10 protein-coding genes are annotated in these 18,194 nt (G+C 35.2%); all 10 read left to right on the top strand.

What is annotated here, in order from left to right:
- Genes LG651_RS11785 through LG651_RS11740 form a run of 10 tightly spaced genes read left to right on the top strand, consistent with a single transcriptional unit; the run spans position 1 to position 18,194 of the window.
- Positions 1 to 1,395: a glycoside hydrolase family 30 protein gene (locus LG651_RS11785; RefSeq protein WP_226696327.1), complete on the top strand. Its 1,395-nt coding sequence runs from the start codon at positions 1 to 3 to the stop codon at positions 1,393 to 1,395.
- A gap of 19 nt (positions 1,396 to 1,414) precedes the next feature.
- Positions 1,415 to 4,009, top strand: coding sequence for a glycoside hydrolase family 3 C-terminal domain-containing protein (locus LG651_RS11780; RefSeq protein WP_226696326.1), 2,595 nt, complete (start codon positions 1,415 to 1,417; stop codon positions 4,007 to 4,009).
- A gap of 12 nt (positions 4,010 to 4,021) precedes the next feature.
- Positions 4,022 to 5,599, top strand: coding sequence for a sulfatase family protein (locus tag LG651_RS11775; protein WP_226696325.1), 1,578 nt, complete (start codon positions 4,022 to 4,024; stop codon positions 5,597 to 5,599).
- A 24-nt stretch (positions 5,600 to 5,623) separates the two neighbouring features.
- Complete coding sequence (locus tag LG651_RS11770) at positions 5,624 to 6,949, top strand: sulfatase (RefSeq protein WP_226696324.1); 1,326 nt, start codon at positions 5,624 to 5,626, stop codon at positions 6,947 to 6,949.
- 9 nt (positions 6,950 to 6,958) lie between these two features.
- Complete coding sequence (locus LG651_RS11765; protein WP_226696323.1) at positions 6,959 to 8,731, top strand: arylsulfatase; 1,773 nt, start codon at positions 6,959 to 6,961, stop codon at positions 8,729 to 8,731.
- A gap of 14 nt (positions 8,732 to 8,745) precedes the next feature.
- On the top strand, positions 8,746 to 11,079 hold the full coding sequence (locus tag LG651_RS11760; protein WP_226696322.1) for a glycoside hydrolase family 95 protein: 2,334 nt from the start codon (positions 8,746 to 8,748) through the stop codon (positions 11,077 to 11,079).
- Positions 11,079 to 12,470, top strand: coding sequence for a sulfatase family protein (locus tag LG651_RS11755; protein ID WP_226696321.1), 1,392 nt, complete (start codon positions 11,079 to 11,081; stop codon positions 12,468 to 12,470). The genes LG651_RS11760 and LG651_RS11755 overlap by 1 nt, the downstream gene beginning before the upstream one ends.
- 32 nt (positions 12,471 to 12,502) lie before the next feature.
- On the top strand, positions 12,503 to 14,044 hold the full coding sequence (locus tag LG651_RS11750; protein WP_226696320.1) for a sulfatase family protein: 1,542 nt from the start codon (positions 12,503 to 12,505) through the stop codon (positions 14,042 to 14,044).
- Positions 14,045 to 14,055: 11 nt separating this feature from the next.
- On the top strand, positions 14,056 to 16,746 hold the full coding sequence (locus LG651_RS11745) for a glycoside hydrolase family 3 protein (protein ID WP_226696319.1): 2,691 nt from the start codon (positions 14,056 to 14,058) through the stop codon (positions 16,744 to 16,746).
- An 11-nt stretch (positions 16,747 to 16,757) separates the two neighbouring features.
- Positions 16,758 to 18,194, top strand: a complete 1,437-nt coding sequence (locus tag LG651_RS11740) for a glycoside hydrolase family 30 protein (RefSeq protein WP_226696318.1) — start codon at positions 16,758 to 16,760, stop codon at positions 18,192 to 18,194.

Below are 18,194 nucleotides of genomic sequence, written 5' to 3'. Positions count from 1 at the left end.
ATGAAAAAGATAGTTTTAACATTAACTATTATACTATCAATTACACTTTCAATAAAAGCACAAAGCAGTGCTAAAGTACATTATGTGAAGCTTGTTGAAGGTGAAAAAATAGCTTCAAACCCAATAAAAACTCAAGAAGCAAAATCAGAAGGAAAAGGTATTTCTGTTAGAATTTATCCAGATATATCTTTTCAAACCATAACAGGAATTGGCGGTGCTTTTAACGAAATAGGGGGCGAAGCATTAATGTCGTTAAGTGAAGCACAGCAAAATGAGATTATGAAAAATCTTTTTGATGTTAATGGTGCAAATTTTACAGTGTGCAGAACCGCTATTGGCGCTAGTGATTTTGGTATAGATGCTTACAGTTATAGCGAAGTTGCAAACGATTTTAAAATGAAAAAGTTTTCTATAGAAAGAGAACGTACAAGCGTTATTCCTTTTATTCAAATGGCTTATAAGTATAACCCTAATATGCAATTATTTGCATCACCTTGGAGTCCTCCAGGTTGGATGAAAGAATCGGGGTTAATGGATAGAGGTGAAGAATTTCCAGAGAAAAATGTTTTAAAAGACGATCCTAAAATTTACAAAGCCTACGCTAAATATTTTTCTAAATATGTAGATGCTTATGCTAAAGAAGGTATTGTAGTAAATAAAATTGTCATTCAAAACGAGCAAGATATTTCAACAAAATACCCGTCTTGCCACATGCCACCAAAACAAATGGGCGAGTTTGTAATTAATTATTTGCGTCCGCAGTTTGAAAAAGATAATACACCAGCTGAAATTTGGGCGGGTTCTTTCCGTACAGCAAAGCGATTGGATGGTTTAGAATTTGTATCAAATACAACATGGCGAGAAGCAGTTGATGGTATTGGTGTACAATATATGAATGCCAGACAAGTGGAAAATATGCAAGCGGTTTACCCAGATATTAAATTTTTACATACCGAAGGTAATTGTTACGGTGGTAAAAATAGTGTAGATCAAGCCTTTTCAAGGTTTAATGAAGTTGCTGGGTTTATAAATCATGGGGTACCAAACTTTTGTTATTGGAACATGATTTTAAATGAAGATTCTTCAAGTGGATGGGGATGGAAACAAAACAGCTTAATCAAAATCAACAGAAAAGACAAAACGGTTACGTACAACCCAGATTATGCCACCATGGCACTTTTTGGAAGATTTATGAAACCAGGAATGAAGCGAATAGTATCGGCATCTTGGTATGGTGATACTATTACACTTAAAGATGATAACAATATTTATCTGTTCATTAAAAATCAATCAAATAAAACAAAAACTTTCGACATTTGGTTAAAAGATAACCATGCTCAAGTTGTAGATATCCCTGCAAATTCTATATCTGTGGTTGAAGTAAATTACAAATAATTCTAAGAATAATTTAAAAGTGAAACACATTAAATTAAAAATTTTAATAGCATTAGCTTTAGTTGTAGTTAGTTCATCTAAGGCTCAAGAAATACTACCATATTTAAATACATCTTTATCTTTTGATGAACGTGCAGACGATTTAGTATCAAGAATGACTCTTGAAGAAAAAGTAGGGCAAATGATGAATGATGCGCCTGCAATTCCAAGATTAAATATTCTTGCGCACGAATACTGGAACGAGTGTTTACACGGTGTAGCGCGTGCTGGTAAAGCCACAGTATTTCCTCAAGCTATAGGTTTAGCCGCCACTTTTGATGCTGATTTAATTTATAATGACGCCGTTGTAATTTCAGATGAAGCAAGAGCTAAACACCATGAAGCACAACGTAATAAATCATACAAACGTTACGAAGGGTTAACCTATTGGACGCCTAACGTTAATATTTTTCGTGATCCGCGTTGGGGACGAGGTCAAGAAACTTATGGCGAAGATCCTTATTTAACTTCAAGAATGGGAGTAAGCTTTGTAAAAGGTTTACAAGGTGACGATGAGAAATACTTAAAGTTAGTAGCAACTCCAAAGCATTTTGCAGTACATAGTGGTCCAGAGCCAGAACGTCATTTTTTTGATGCCACAACTACAGAACGTGATTTGTACGATACCTATTTACCAGCTTTTGAAGCTACAGTAGTAGAGGGTAAAGCATATTCGGTAATGGCAGCTTATAACCGATACATGGGAAAACCATGTTGTGCAAGTCATCAATTACTAGACGATATTTTACGTAAAGATTGGGGTTTTGATGGTTTCGTGGTTTCAGATTGTAATGCTATTAGAGATATTCACGATTATCACAATTACGTAGATTCTAAAGAAGAGGCGGCTGCAGTAGCTGTTTTAGCAGGAACAGATTTAAATTGTGGTTCGCGTTACGAGTATTTAAAAAGCGCGGTTAAAGCAGGTTTAATTACAGAAGATGAAATTGATGTGTCTTTAAAACGAATTTTTAAAGCACGTTTTAAATTAGGTATGTTCGATCCTGTTGAAAAGGTGCCTTTTGCAAGCATTCCAATGGATGTAGTAAGTTCAGAAAAGCACCGAGCTTTAGCTTTAGAAACTGCTCAAAAATCCATTGTTTTATTAAAGAATGAAAACCAAACATTACCATTAAAAAAGGATTTAAAATCTATCGCAGTTGTTGGTCCTAATGCAAACGATTTGGAAGTACTCTTAGGAAACTACAATGGTTTTCCTTCGCAGTACTTCACACCTTTAGATGGTATTAAAAGTAAAGTTTCAGAAAACACCAAGGTTTATTACGAAGCTGGTACAGAATTAATTTCTAAAGAACCTACAATGTCTTTAGTTCCTGCAGAGTTTTTAAGTTTTAATGGTAAAAAAGGGCTGCAAGCAAAATATTATAATAATCACGAATTTACAGGAGCTCCAGTGGCAACTCGTATAGAAGAAGTGGTTAATTCAAACTGGAATTTAAATCCTGTAAAAGGTCTAAACGAAGCAAAATTTGCTATTGAATACACAGGAAATATTAAAGTAGATGTTTCAGGAACTTACAAATTAGGATTACAAAGTCATCATAAAGGTTATACACTAGCTATAGATGGTAAAGTAATTGTTGATAATACGAACAAACCTAAAAGACGTGTAATAGATGAGTCAATTCAACTTGAAAAAGGAAAAACTTATATGGTTGATATTAAATATTACCATGAAGGTTATCCTGCTAAACTAAAGTTTATGTGGGCTTCACCAGAAAAGACTTCCTTTGAAAAGGCGATCGATTTAGCAAAAAAATCAGAAGTTGTTGTTTTTGTTGGTGGAATTTCTCCTGGTGTTGAAGGCGAGCAAATGCCAGTAAACTCAAAAGGTTTTGATGGAGGTGATAAAACCAACATCGATTTACCAGAAGTACAAACCGAATTATTAAAAGCGCTTCATGAAACAGGAACACCAGTTGTTTTGGTATTACTTAATGGTAGTGCTTTGGCTGTAAATTGGGAAAATGAAAATTTACCTGCTATTGTAGAAGCTTGGTATCCGGGTGAACTTGGTGGTACTGCAATTGCCGACGTGCTATTTGGAGATTATAACCCTTCAGGAAGATTACCTGTAACCTTTTATACATCTCATAAAGAACTTTCACCATTTGTAAATTACAGTATGAAAGGCAGAACTTATAGGTATTACGAAGGAGAAGCTTTATATCCTTTTGGTTTCGGTTTAAGTTATACAAAATTCGATTACGAAAAGTTGAAATTAGATAAAGATCAAATTAAAACTACAGAGGCAACAAAAGTATCTGTTAAGGTGAAAAATGTAGGAGATTTGCAAGGGGAAGAAGTTGTACAATTGTATATTAAAGATTTAAAGAGTTCGGTTAAACGACCATTAAAAAGTTTACGAGGTATAAAGCGTATTACTTTAAAACCAGGGAAATCTGCAACAGTAACTTTTAATATTACACCAGAAGATTTACAATTCTTTGATACCGAACTACATAAATACGTAGTTGAACCAGGCGAATTTGAAATAGGTATTGGTCCTGCATCAAATAATTTTGAAACGGTAACACTTAACGTTACCAATTAAACAATATATAAAATGAAAAATGTACTTAAAATAGGTGCAATATGTTTATTAGTTTTTGCTTCTTTCACAAGTTGTAAAGACCAAAAAAAAGAAGAAACAGCTAAAACTGAAGCTACTCCAGAACGTCCAAACATTTTGTTTATAATGGCAGACGACCATACGGGACAAGCTTGGGGTATTTACGAAAGTATTTTAAAAGATTTGGTACACACACCAAACATTAAACGTTTAGCTAACGAGGGAACTGTTTTAGAAAATTGTTTGGTATCAAACTCAATTTGTACACCAAGTAGAGCTACAATTTTAACAGGACAATACAGTCATGTTAACGGTGTTAAAATTTTAGATGCTGGTTTATCGCCACAATACAATAACATTGCTAAAGAAATGCAAAAAGGGGGATACCAAACCTCAATTATTGGTAAATGGCATTTAAAGCAAGAACCAGCAGGTTTCGATCATTATGCAGTGCTTCCGGGTCAAGGAGAATATCACGATCCAGTAATTAAAACTGCCGATAATTGGAAAGATTATTACGAAGGTGGTAAACAATATAAAGGTTATAGTACAGATGTTATTGCTGATATGACTATCGACTGGATTGAAAACCGAGATAAGGATAAACCATTTATGGCGATGTGTCATTTTAAAGCTACACACGAGCCTTACGATTACCCAGAGCGTTTTGCGAACCTTTATAAAGATGAAGAAATTCCAGTGCCAGATTCATTTTACGATAGTAGTGCATCTGTAACAGGACGTTCGTTTTTAGGACAATCTATGGATAATTTAAAACAACGTTATTTAGATGCTACAGCAAATCCAGAATTGCGTAAAGACTTTATGAATTATCCGGGGTTACCATTTTCAGTTGATGGATTAACCAACGAAGAAGCACGTTACAAAACCTACCAAAAAATGGTGAAAGATTTTATGCGTTCTGGTGCCGCGGTAGATGATAATATTGGTAAACTTTTAGATTATTTAGAAGCCAACGGACTTGCAGAAAATACTGTAGTAATTTACACAGCAGATCAAGGTTATTTTTTGGGTGAACATGGTTGGTTCGATAAGCGTTTAATTTTCGAAGAATCTATTCACATGCCGTTCGTTATCCGTTATCCAAAAGAAGTAAGAGCAGGCGCAAGAAATAAAGATTTAATCGAAAATGTAGATTTTTCAGCATTATTCGCAGATTATGCAGGAATCGATTATCCAAACGATATGCAAGGGCGCAGTTTCCGTGAAAACTTAAAAGGAAACACACCTAACGACTGGAGAGATTACGGTTACTATCGTTATTGGGATCATTCCAAAGATCGTCCTGGACATTTCGGTATTCGTGGGCAACGTTACAAATTAGCCTTCTTTTATGGCAACGGATTTAAAGGAGCTGCTCAAAATCAATTCTGGGATTTTTACGATTTACAAGAAGATCCTCATGAATTACATAACGCCTACAACGACCCAAAATACAAAGATATTATTGCCAATATGAAAGCTGAAATTTTAAAACAACGCGAGGCTATTGGTGATACAGATGCAGATAATCCAGAAATTCTTGAGATTATTGAAAAACATTGGAATTAGTATTCAACAAAAGTAAGTAACAAAATGCATAGTAAACTTAATACACTTTTTAGCCTAATCTTTTTAAGCATAATAACACTAAGTTGTAAAGCACAAAAAGAAACTAAGCCTAACATTATCATCATTATGGCAGACGATATGGGTTACGGCGATTTATCGTGTTACGGCAGTACATTAATAAATACGCCTAATCTCGATAAAATGGCTTCAGAAGGTATTAAGTTTACAGATTTTCATGCCAACGGTCCCGTTTGTAGCCCTACCAGAGCTGCTATTTTAACAGGTAAATATCAACAACGCGTTGGTATTGATGGTGTGGTTACAGCCAAACATCATCGTGATAAAGGTTTAGCTGTTAGCGAAAAAACGTTTGCAGATGCTATTAAAAAAGCAGGTTACGTAACCGGAATGTTTGGTAAGTGGCACGTAGGTTACAAAAAGGAATTTAACCCAATTAACCAAGGGTTCGATGAGTATATTGGTTATGTTTCTGGTAATGTAGATTATCACTCACACATCGATCAAGAAGGCTACGAAGATTGGTGGGTTGGTGATAAAATTAAAAACGAAAAAGGCTATTCTACAGATTTAATTACCGAACATTCTGTAGATTTTATTAAGCGACATAAAGATGAACCTTTTTTACTTTACATTCCGCACGAAGCGCCTCACGGGCCATTTCAAGGGCGTAAATCTGCTGCAGAACGTTACGTAGGTTGGAAAAATGGCGCAAAGCAAAAAAATAAAATGTCTGATGAAGAACTCAACAACATTTATAAAGAAATGGTTGAAGTTATGGATGAAGGTGTTGGTGAAGTAATGAAAACCTTAAAAGAACTGAATATTGATAAAAACACGATTATATTCTTTTGTTCAGATAACGGTGCATCAAGAAAAGTTGGTAGTAATGGTGGTTTAAGAGGCTATAAGTCTACCTTATGGGAAGGTGGTCATCGTGTATCTGCAATGGCTTGGTATCCAGGAACAATTCAACCAAACCAAGTAAATAACGAAACGGTTTTAACCATGGATTTATTTCCTACTATCATGGATTTAGTAGGTGCAGAACAACCAGAAAACCTAGATGGTGTAAGTTTAAAAAATAATTTAATTAAAGGCGAGCCTTTAGCTGAAAGAGATTTGTTTTGGGGCTATGCCGGAAGAAAAGCCATTCGTCAAGGCGATTGGAAACTTATTATTCGAAACAAAACCGCAGAACCTTTATTATATAATTTAAAAGAAGATATAGGAGAAAATAATAACCTCGCGCAACAACATCCAGAATTAGTTAAAAGTTTAACTAAAAAATTAGAAGCTTGGGGCGACGATGTTTATGCAACAACTAAATAATAACCATTAATGAAATATTCAATTTATATCGCTTTAAGTATAGCTATTTTATGTTTAAATAGTTGTGCTGAAACTAAAACGACAGATAAACCAAAAAGACCTAACGTGCTTTTGATTATCACAGACGATCAGGGTTTTGGCGATATTGGATATTATGGAAATCCGCATATTAAAACACCGGTTTTAGATAGTTTAGCAAGTAAAAGTGTACGTTTCGACGATTTTTCGGTAAATCCAGTGTGCGCGCCAACACGTTCGGCAATCATGACAGGAAAGTACTCTATGGCAACAGGAGTACACGATACCTACAGAGGTGGTGCAATGATGGCGCCAAGTGAAGTTACCATTGCCGAAATTTTAAAAGAAGCAGGTTATAAAACCGGGATGATTGGGAAATGGCATTTAGGCGATAATTACCCAATGCGTCCACAAGACCAAGGTTTCGAGTATACACTAAACCATTTATCAGGCGGAATTGGGCAATACGGCGATTGGCCAAATACATTGAAAAGAGACAGCAGTTACTTCAATCCTATTTTATGGAAAAACGGTAAACAAGTGCAAACTCAAGGTTATTGTACCGATGTTTTAACCGAAGCAGCAATGGATTATGTAGAAGACAACAAAGACAATCCATTCTTCCTTTATTTATCTTATAATGCGCCTCACGGGCCATTGCAATTACCGCAAAAATATTATGATATGTACAAAGATGTAGATATCGATGCGGGTCTAATTAACCAAGGAAAACCATATCCAAATGTTACCGACCATAGTAGAGAAAACTCTAGAAAAGTCTACGGAATGGTAACTAATATTGATGATAACTTAAGACTATTATTCAAAAAGTTAGAAAATTTAGGCATAGATGAAAATACACTAGTTATTTTCATGACAGATAATGGTCCGCAACACCCAAGATACATTGCAGGTATGCGCGGTAAAAAAGGTTCTGTTTTTCAAGGCGGCGTACGTGTACCAAGTTTCTGGTATTATCCAAAAGCGTTTAAAGAAGCCAGAGATATAAAAACGCCAGCCGCTCATTACGATATTTTACCAACATTAGCCGAACTTACAGGGGCTTCATTACCAAAAGGTTTAAGAATTGAAGGTGAAAGTTTATTACCATTATTAACCAAAACAGAAGATAGCTTACCAGAACGTATCATTAACCGTTATTGGGCAAGAACAGCGCCAGTGCATTACAGAAATGTATCAACAAGAAAAGGCGAAATGAAATTAGTTGGTGTTGGTAAAGATGAAGATGGTAACGATAAGTTTGAATTATTTAATTTAAATGATGATCCTTACGAGCAAAACGATATTTCAGCAGAACATCCTGCTTTAGTTGAAGAATTAAAAGCCGAAATGGATACTTGGTTACATACCATGGAAACTTCAGAACATATCGTAAACTCACCAATGCCAATAATTGGAACGGTTCACGAAAATCCAGTAATGCTGAATCAGAATGATGCTCTTTTCTTAAAGAAAGAAGGTGTTAAAAAAGAATTTATTTATTGGGATGTTATTGTAGATGAAGCAAAAACGTTCGATTTCATAGTTCATTTTGATGCGCCAATAGCTACAACCGGCACGTTAGAACTAGATTTAGGTTCGCAAACAAAAACAGTAAAAATTGAAGCTAACGGACAAACAAGTTTCAGTTTTAATAATATAGAATTACCAAAAGGCAAAGTTACCATAATGCCTAAAACCTATTTAAAAAGAAAAGGCGAGTTAAAATATGCCTATCCGTTTTACATTGAAATAAAAGGATAATCAGGAGGATTTAAATGAAGAAACAAATAGTACATACCATAAAAAAGCTAAGTATTGTTGCTTTAGTAATTACAATTTCAAGTTGTAATAATGCTAAAAGCGATCAACAAAAAGAAACGTTTAAATTACAGTATAACGAGCCTGCCGAAAAATGGACAGAAGCTTTACCTGTTGGTAATGGTAGTTTAGGCGCCATGATTTATGGTGGTGTTTTGCAAGAACATATTCAGTTTAATGAAGAAACCTTATGGCGTGGTCAACCCCACGATTATTCGCACGAAGGCGCTGGTGAATATTTGGGTGAAATAAGAAACTTGTTGGCTACAGGAAAGCAGTTAGAGGCTCAAAAATTAGCTCAAGAGCATTTTATGAGCGATCCTATAAAACAAATCCATTATCAGCCTTTTGGAGATATTTATTTCGACTTTAAAAATCACGAAAACTATAAAAACTATAAACGTGAGCTTAATTTAAATAACGCCGTAAGTTCAGTTTCTTATACAGTTGAAGGTGTAGACTATAAACGCGAAGTACTATCTAGTTTTCCAGATCAAATTATAGCAATAAATGTATCAGCGAGTAAAGAGAAAGCTTTAAATTTCGATTTATGGTTAGATGCCATACATGAAGATAAATCGGTTGTTACTTCAAATAATACACAAACCCTTGTAGTTAAAGTAAAAGACGGTGTGTTGTGGGGAGTTTCAACCTTGAAAATTAAAACCGATGGAACGGTTACTACTACCGATGGTAAATTACAAATTACCGATGCTTCAAACGCTACGGTATACTTATCTGCAGCCACAAATTATGTCGATTTTAACGATGTAACCGGAACACCAGAAACAATAGTTCCAGAAACTTTGGTGAAAGTGCAAGATCAAAGTTTTGAGTTTGTAAAAGAAAAACATATCTCCGATTATCAATCGCTTTACAACCGTTTTCAAATTAGTTTTGGCGATAATGGAAAATCTAAAAACCCAACCGATAAACGTATTGCCGATTTTAGCAAAACACCTAACGATCCGCAATTGGTAGCACTTTACGTGGAATACGCTCGCTATTTAACCATTGCAAGTAGCAGACCAGGAACTAAACCTGCAACATTACAAGGCATCTGGAATGATAAATTAACGCCGCCTTGGTTTAGTAGCTATACCACCAATATTAATTTAGAAATGAATTATTGGCCGGTAGAAATGTATAATTTAAGTGAATGCCACGAGCCACTTTTCGATTTAATTGAAGATTTATCTATAACAGGAGCCAAAGTTGCAAAAACACATTATAATGCCGATGGTTGGATTGTACACCATAATGTTGATATTTGGCGAGGTGCTGCTCCAGTAAATGCATCGCATCACGGTATTTGGTTAGGTGGTGCTGCTTGGTTATCATCGCATATTTGGGAGCATTACTTATTTACGCAAGACAAAGAATTCTTAAAAAAACGTTATCCGTTACTTCGTAATGCGGCTTTATTTTATAGTCAGTTTTTGTATGAAGATCCAAATACAGGCTATTTAATTAGTTCGCCTTCAAATTCACCAGAAATAGGAGGTTTAGTTGCTGGCCCAACTATGGATCATCAATTAATTCGAGCTTTATTTAAAACCACTATTGAAGCTTCAAAAATTCTAGATCAAGATGCAGAGTTTACATCAACCCTTAAACCCATGATTAATAAAATTGCGCCAAACCAAATAGGTAAACATGGGCAATTACAAGAGTGGATGGAAGATAAAGACAATCCAGAAAATCATCACAGGCATGTATCGCATCTTTGGGCAGTTCACCCAGGAAACGAAATTAATTTTGATGAGACTCCAGATTTAATGCAAGCTGCAAAACAATCTTTAGAATATAGAGGAGACAATGGTACAGGTTGGAGTTTAGCATGGAAAATTAATTTTTGGTCGCGTTTTAAAGATGGCGATCACGCATATAAATTATTACATAAATTATTAAGTCCTGCCGAAAGACCAAATGGAAAAGTTGGCGGTGGTTCTTATCCTAATTTATTTGATGCGCATCCACCATTTCAAATAGATGGTAATTTTGGAGGTGCTTCAGGTATTTTAGAAATGCTTTTACAAAGTCAGTTAAAATACATCGAATTATTACCAGCATTACCAAGCACGTTGCCAGAAGGACATGTTTCTGGAATTTTAGCACGTGGCGGATTTGAGTTAGCATTTTCATGGGAAGCAGGTACACTTAAAAACGTGTCAGTTTTATCAAAAAGTGGCATGCCTTGTGTATTAAAATATGGAGATAAATCTATTGAGTTTGAAACCAAAGCAGGTAAGACCTATAATTTTGATGGTTTATTAAGCAAAAAATCGTAATGCAAAAATTAACGTTCATATTACTTTTTATAATGGCTTTTTTTAGTCCTAAAGCAGTATGCGCTCAGGCTAAAAATTCTAAACCCAATATTATTATTGTTTTTACCGACGATCAAGGCTATCAAGATGTAGGTGTATTTGGCTCGCCATTAATTAGCACACCAAATTTAGATAACATGGCTAAAAACGGTATAAAATTCACCGATTTTTATTCTGCATCATCGGTATGTTCGCCATCAAGAGCAGCTTTGTTAACGGGGTCGTATCCTAATCGTGTTGGAGTGCCTCAAGTATTATGGCCAAACCTTCCTGGAGGTTTAAGCAATGCAGAAACTACTATTGCCAACATGTTAAAATCCCAAAATTATGCCACAGCTTGTATTGGTAAATGGCATTTGGGAGATAAGCAAGAATACTTACCAACATCACAAGGTTTCGATATGTATTATGGCATTCCGTTTAGTAACGATATGTCGGTAAATCCAAAATCTAAAATCTCTAAAAATATTGTGTTTAGAGAAGGCATGACTTTAGATAGTTTGCGTGAAAAAAAATGGCGTGGTAGCAGAGTGCCTTTGCTTAAACAAGATGAAGTTATTGAATATCCCGTAGATCAATCTACCATTACACAACGCTATACCGAACAAGCAATACAGTTTATTAAAGACAATAAAAACGAACGTTTCTTTTTATACTTGGCACATTCAATGCCGCACGTACCGCTTTATGCATCGGCTAATTTTAAGGGAAAAAGTAAAAGAGGGTTGTATGGCGATGCTGTAGAAGAAATAGATTGGAGTGTTGGAGAAATTTTAAAAACATTAAAGGGACAAGGACTTGATGAAAATACCTTAGTTATTTTTACATCAGATAACGGACCTTGGACTTCAAGAGGAGAACACGGAGGAAGTGCTTTACCGTTAAGAGGACACAAAAATGAAACTTTTGAAGGTGGTTTTCGCGTACCAATGATAGCGCAATGGAATGGAAAAATTAAACCAGCTTCAGTAAGTGATAAAGTGATTTCTACTATCGATGTTTTACCAACTGTAGCCTATTTAACAGGAGCAGATTTACCAGAGAAAAAAATAGACGGAAAAAACATTTGGCCAATACTTTCAGGTAAACAAAATAAAAAATCACCTCACAAAAAAGAAGGCTTCTTTTATTACAAAGATTTTAACCTTGAAGCGGTAAGACAAGGCGATTGGAAATTAAGAATAATAGAAGATGATGTAGCGCTTTATAATTTAAAAGACGATATATCAGAACAACATAATTTAGCGTCAACATATCCTAAAAAGGTTAAAAAACTTAAAAAATTGATGCTAGATTTTGATGAAGAATTACAAAAAAACAAAAGAAACCAACAACATTTACGCAGCAAATAATGTCAATTAAAAACATCTTACAAATTACTTTAATGAGTATCGTTTTCTTTTCTTGTAAAGAAAAAGAAGAGAAAAAGAGCACTACAAATACAACAAAACCCAACATCATATATATTCTTGCTGATGATTTAGGTATTGGCGATGTATCTATTTACAACGAGAACTCTAAAATTGAAACACCAAATATCGATGCATTGGCAACTAACGGCGTAATGTACACCGATGCCCATACAAGTTCTGCAGTTTGTACGCCAACACGTTATAGTATTTTAACGGGGCGTTATAACTGGCGTACCTCGTTAAAACAAGGTGTGGTTAGTGGTTATTCAAAATCATTAATACAACCAAACCGAACTACTATTGCCGATGTTTTAAAAGACAACGGTTACAACACTGCTTTTATAGGTAAATGGCACATGGGCTGGGACTGGGATATTACAAAACCGGATTCTTTAGGTTTAAATATAGATAATTTAAAAGCGAGACCAGAGGTAGATTTTACAACACCTATTAAAAATGGCCCAAATACACATGGTTTTGATTATAGCTACGGATTTTGTGGCTCTTTAGATATGCCACCATACGTTTGGGTAGAAAACGATATGCCAACCAGCGTACCCACAAAATATACCAAAGGAAAAACCAAACAAGGTACTTGGCGTTATGGCTTAACGGCCGATAATTTTGAGCACGAACAAGCGTTACCAGAAATCACAAAACGTACCGTAAGTTATATTAACGATAATGCAAAAAAAGACGATCCGTTTTTTGTATATATGCCGCTGCCTGCACCACACACGCCAATTTTACCAACCGATGCTTTTAAAGGTAAAAGTGGTTTAGAAAATCCGTATGCCGATTTTGTTATTATGGTCGATTGGGTTGTTGGAGAAGTTACAAAAGCTTTAGAAGCTAACGGCATTTCAGAAAACACATTAATTGTTTTTACTAGCGATAATGGATGTTCCCCAACAGCTAATTTCAAACAATTAAAATCTAAAGATCACAATCCAAGTTACGTTTATAGAGGTACAAAATCTGATATTTTTGAAGGCGGACACCGTGTACCATACATCATGACATGGAAAAATAACATTCAACCAACAAAAACAGAACAATTGGTTTGTACCACAGACTTTTTTGCAACCGTTGCCGATGTTTTAAATATTGATTTAGAAGATAATGTAGCAGAAGACAGCTTCAGCCATTTAACAAATTCTGAAGCTCCAAAACGCGAAAGCATCATTCATCATTCAGTTCGAGGTGAGTTTGCCTATCGTAAAGGCGATTACAAAGTTAATTTTTGTAAAGGTTCTGGCGGATGGAGTTATCCAAATGTCAACACTAAAAAAGCAATTTACGATACACTTCCAATGGTTCAATTGTATAATGTTAAAACCGATGCTGCCGAAACCAAAAATTTACAAGCAGAACATCCTGAAATTGTAAAGGAATTTAAAGCCGATTTATTAAAAATTATAAATGATGGCAGAAGTACTGTTGGTGCAAAACAAGAAAACGATGGTACAAGCGATTGGCCACAATTAGAAAAACTAAAGAACACAAAATTATAGTTAACAAAAAGATGAAATATAAATTAAACATAAAACAGGTATTTACTTGTTTGCTTTTAGGAGGAATTATTACAATTTCTTTATCATTTACAGATAAAAAAGATCCGCCTTATAAAAACCCTAAACTTCCTGTTGAAGAGCGTGTGCAAGATTTGTTAAGCCGAATGACTTTAGAAGAAAAGTTCTGGCAAATGTTTATGATTCCTGGCGATTTAAGCATTGGTAAAGACAAATTGAAACACGGTATTTTTGGTTTTCAAATTTCATCAAAAGGAAAAAATGATAATGCCGCAGAGCAAATTATGGATTACGGTTCTACCGGAAGTGCTCAAGATATGGCAAACGAAATTAACAAACTTCAAAAGTACTTTTTAGAAGAAACACGTTTAGGTATTCCTATCATTCCGTTTAACGAAGCTTTACATGGTTTAGCGCGCGATGGTGCTACGGTGTACCCACAAGCTATTGGTTTAGCAGCTACTTGGGATACCAATTTAGTTGGCGATGTTGCAAAGGCAATAACCAAAGAAACTAAAACACGTGGTATTCGTCAAATTTTATCGCCAGTTTTAAATATTGCACGCGATGTGCGTTGGGGACGTGTAGAGGAAACTTACGGAGAAGACCCATACTTAACAACACAAATGGGCTTATCTTTTATTAGTGAGTTTGAAAACGAAGGCGTTATAACTACGCCAAAACACTTTGTTGCCAATGTAGGTGCTGGTGGTCGCGATAGTTACCCAATTAGTTTTAACGAACGCTTATTAGAAGAAATTTATTTTCCAGCTTTTAAAGCCGTTTTTCAAAAAGCAGGCGCACGTTCGGTAATGACGGCTTATAATTCTTTAGATGGGACACCATGTACATCAAACGCTTGGTTGTTAAGAGATAAATTAAAAGGCGAATGGGGATTCGATGGTTTTGTAATTTCAGATGCTGGTGCAACCGGTGGCGCCAATGTATTGCATTTTACAGCTGCAAATTATGCTGAAGCTACAGAAGATGCGGTTGAAGGCGGTTTAGATGTGATGTTTCAAACCAACTATAACCACTTTCCATTATTCTGGGAAGCTTACGAAAAAGGAATGGTTGATATTAAAGCTATTGATGAAGCGGTTAGTCGTATTTTAAAAATAAAATTTGAATTAGGTTTATTTGAAGATCCTTACGTTGATGCTAAAGAAGCCGACAAATGGAACGGACACAAAACTCACCGCGAGTTGGCTAGAAAAGCAGCTTCAAAATCTATGGTGTTACTTCAAAATAATAATGCAGTTTTACCTGTTAGTAAATCAAATACAAAAGTAGCCTTAATTGGTCATGATGCTAAAACAGTGCGTTTAGGTGGTTATAGTGGTCCTGGTAACGATAAAGTTTCGTTTTACAAGGGTGTAGCAGCTAAAATTGGTGAGGCTAATATTAGTTATGCCGAAGGCGTTTCACTTAAAGAAGAAAATTACACTGTTATTGCTCCAAAATATTTATCGTCAACTAAAGATGGTAAAAAAGTTGAAGGTTTAAAAGGCGATTATTTCGATAATATTACATTAAGCGGTTCGCCAAAAGTAGAACGTGTAGATAAAAAAATTGGTTTTGGTTGGACCTTATTTTCACCTCATAAAGATTTACCTTACGATTGGTATTCTGTGCGTTGGACAGGAAAAGTTAAAGCACCTAAAACAGGAATTTCAAAAATTGGTATTGAAGGTAATGATGGTTACCGTTTGTATTTAGATGGTAAATTGTTAATTGATAATTGGCAAAAACAATCATATAATACCATTTTAAAAGAATTTTATTTTGTTGAAGGAAAAGAATACGATGTAAAAATTGAATTTTTTGAATCTGCAGGAAATGCTAAATTTAAATTTATTTGGGATGCCGATGTAACCCAAGAGTGGGAACAACAAATTAAAGATGCGGTTACAGCTGCAGAAAAAAGTGATGTTGCAGTTGTATTCGCTGGTATTCACGAAGGCGAATTTAGAGATCGTGCTTTATTGGCTTTACCAGGGCATCAAGAAGCATTAATAAAAGCCGTTGCTGCAACAGGTAAACCAACAGTTGTTGTTTTAGTTGGTGGTAGCGCGATTACTATGGCGAATTGGAAAAACGATGTAGACGGTATTATCATGGCTTGGTATGCTGGTGAAAACGGAGGTAATGGTTTTGCCGATATTTTATTTGGTGATGAAAATCCTGCGGGACGTTTACCAATTACATTTCCGGTAGATGAAGCACAATGTCCGTTATACTACAATAACAAACCAACAGGTCGTGGCGATAATTACCATAATTTAACAGGGCAACCTTTATTTCCATTTGGTTACGGTTTAAGTTATACCTCGTTTGAGTATTCAAATATTGAATTCAGTAAAAATAATATGGCGCCAAACGAATCAATAGAAGTAACTTGTACCATCACCAATTCTGGTAAATTAGATGGCGAAGAAGTGGTGCAACTTTACATTCGTGATGAGTTATCATCAGTAGCACAACCTATTAAATCACTTAAAGGATTTCAACGTATTGCCTTAAAATCAGGTGAATCTAAAACCGTTACTTTTACTTTAGATAGTGAAGCTTTATCTATGTTAGATATTAATTTAAAGCGTGTTGTTGAGCCTGGAGATTTTAGAATCATGATTGGTGCATCATCAAAAGATATCCGTTTAAGAAAAATTTTAACCGTAAAATAACCAACATCAAAATGAAACATATACAAGGATTAATTTTAGTTGCATTAGTGGCTTTTTCATCGTGTAAACAAGAAGAAAAAGGACTTGATGTATCTTGGAAAAGTAGTGAAGAAAACAGTGTTTGGAGCGATAAAACCTATCAACCACAGTCATCAGAAATAACTCCAGAAGCAACCATAGTTGTAAATACAACAAACCAACAACAAACTATTGATGGTTTTGGCGGCTGTTTTAACGAGTTAGGTTGGGAGGCTTTAGCCATGGTTACACCCGAAGAAAAACAACAAATTTTAAACGATTTATTTAGCCAAGAAACAGGTTGTAAATTTACATTGTGTAGAATGCCAATTGGTGCCAACGATTATGCTGTAGATTGGTATAGCCATAACGAGACCGAAGGCGATTTTGCAATGGAAAACTTTTCTATAGATCGCGATAAAAAACGATTAATTCCTTACATAAAAGAAGCACAAAAAATTAACCCAAATGTAGCTGTTTGGGCATCGCCTTGGTGTCCGCCGTCATGGATGAAACACAGCAAACATTACGCATGTAAAGCTAATCCGGAATTTAACGATTTACCAGAAGCGTGGAGTAATACAGAAGAATTAGTTTCACGTTTTATTACAGAACCAGAGTATTTTGAGGCTTACGCCTTATACTTTGCAAAGTTTGTTCAAGCTTACAAAGATGCAGGTATAGATATTAGCGCTGTTCACGTACAAAACGAATATAATTCAGCACAAAATTTTCCATCTTGTGTTTGGAAACCAGAAGATTTAGGAATTCTTATTTCAGATTATTTAGGCCCAAAATTTGAAGCTGAAAATATTGATGCCGAAATTTGGTTAGGAACTGTAGAGCGTCCGCAGTTAGAGCGTGTAACAGATATTGTTGAATATGGTGATGCCAAAAAATATGTTGATGGTATTGGTTTTCAATGGGCTGGTAAAGGTGCCATTGAAGCAGTTCATGCTACATATCCAGACATGCGTTTAATGCAAACTGAAACTGAATGTGGCGATGGTTCTAACGATTGGAAGGCTGCCGAATACACTTTTAATTTAATGAAGCATTATTTTGAAAACGGTGCAAATTCATACCTGTATTGGAACATGGTTTTAGATGAAACTGGAAAAAGTCAATGGGGTTGGAAACAAAATTCTATGATTTCTATTGATAGTAAAACAAAAGCCATTACCTACAATCCAGAGTTTTATTTAATGAAGCATTTAAGTGCTTTTGTTATGCCAGGTTCAGTAAAAATTGATACTGCTGGAGACGATGAAAACGCCGTAGTTTTTTATAACGAAGCAGAAAATAATGTAGTGATTTTAGCGTATAACGACGCTAGCGAAAATAAAACCGTTCAGTTTAATATAAACGATAAAGAAGTTAAAGCAAGTTTAGATGCCAAGTCATTTAACACCTTAACTGTAAACTTATAA

Origin of the sequence: Neotamlana sargassicola (genome assembly GCF_020523965.1) — a bacterium.
GTDB lineage: Bacteria > Bacteroidota > Bacteroidia > Flavobacteriales > Flavobacteriaceae > Neotamlana > Neotamlana sargassicola.
The sequence above is the reverse complement of the archived record's forward strand: the minus strand, read 5'-3'. Positions and strand labels throughout refer to the sequence as shown.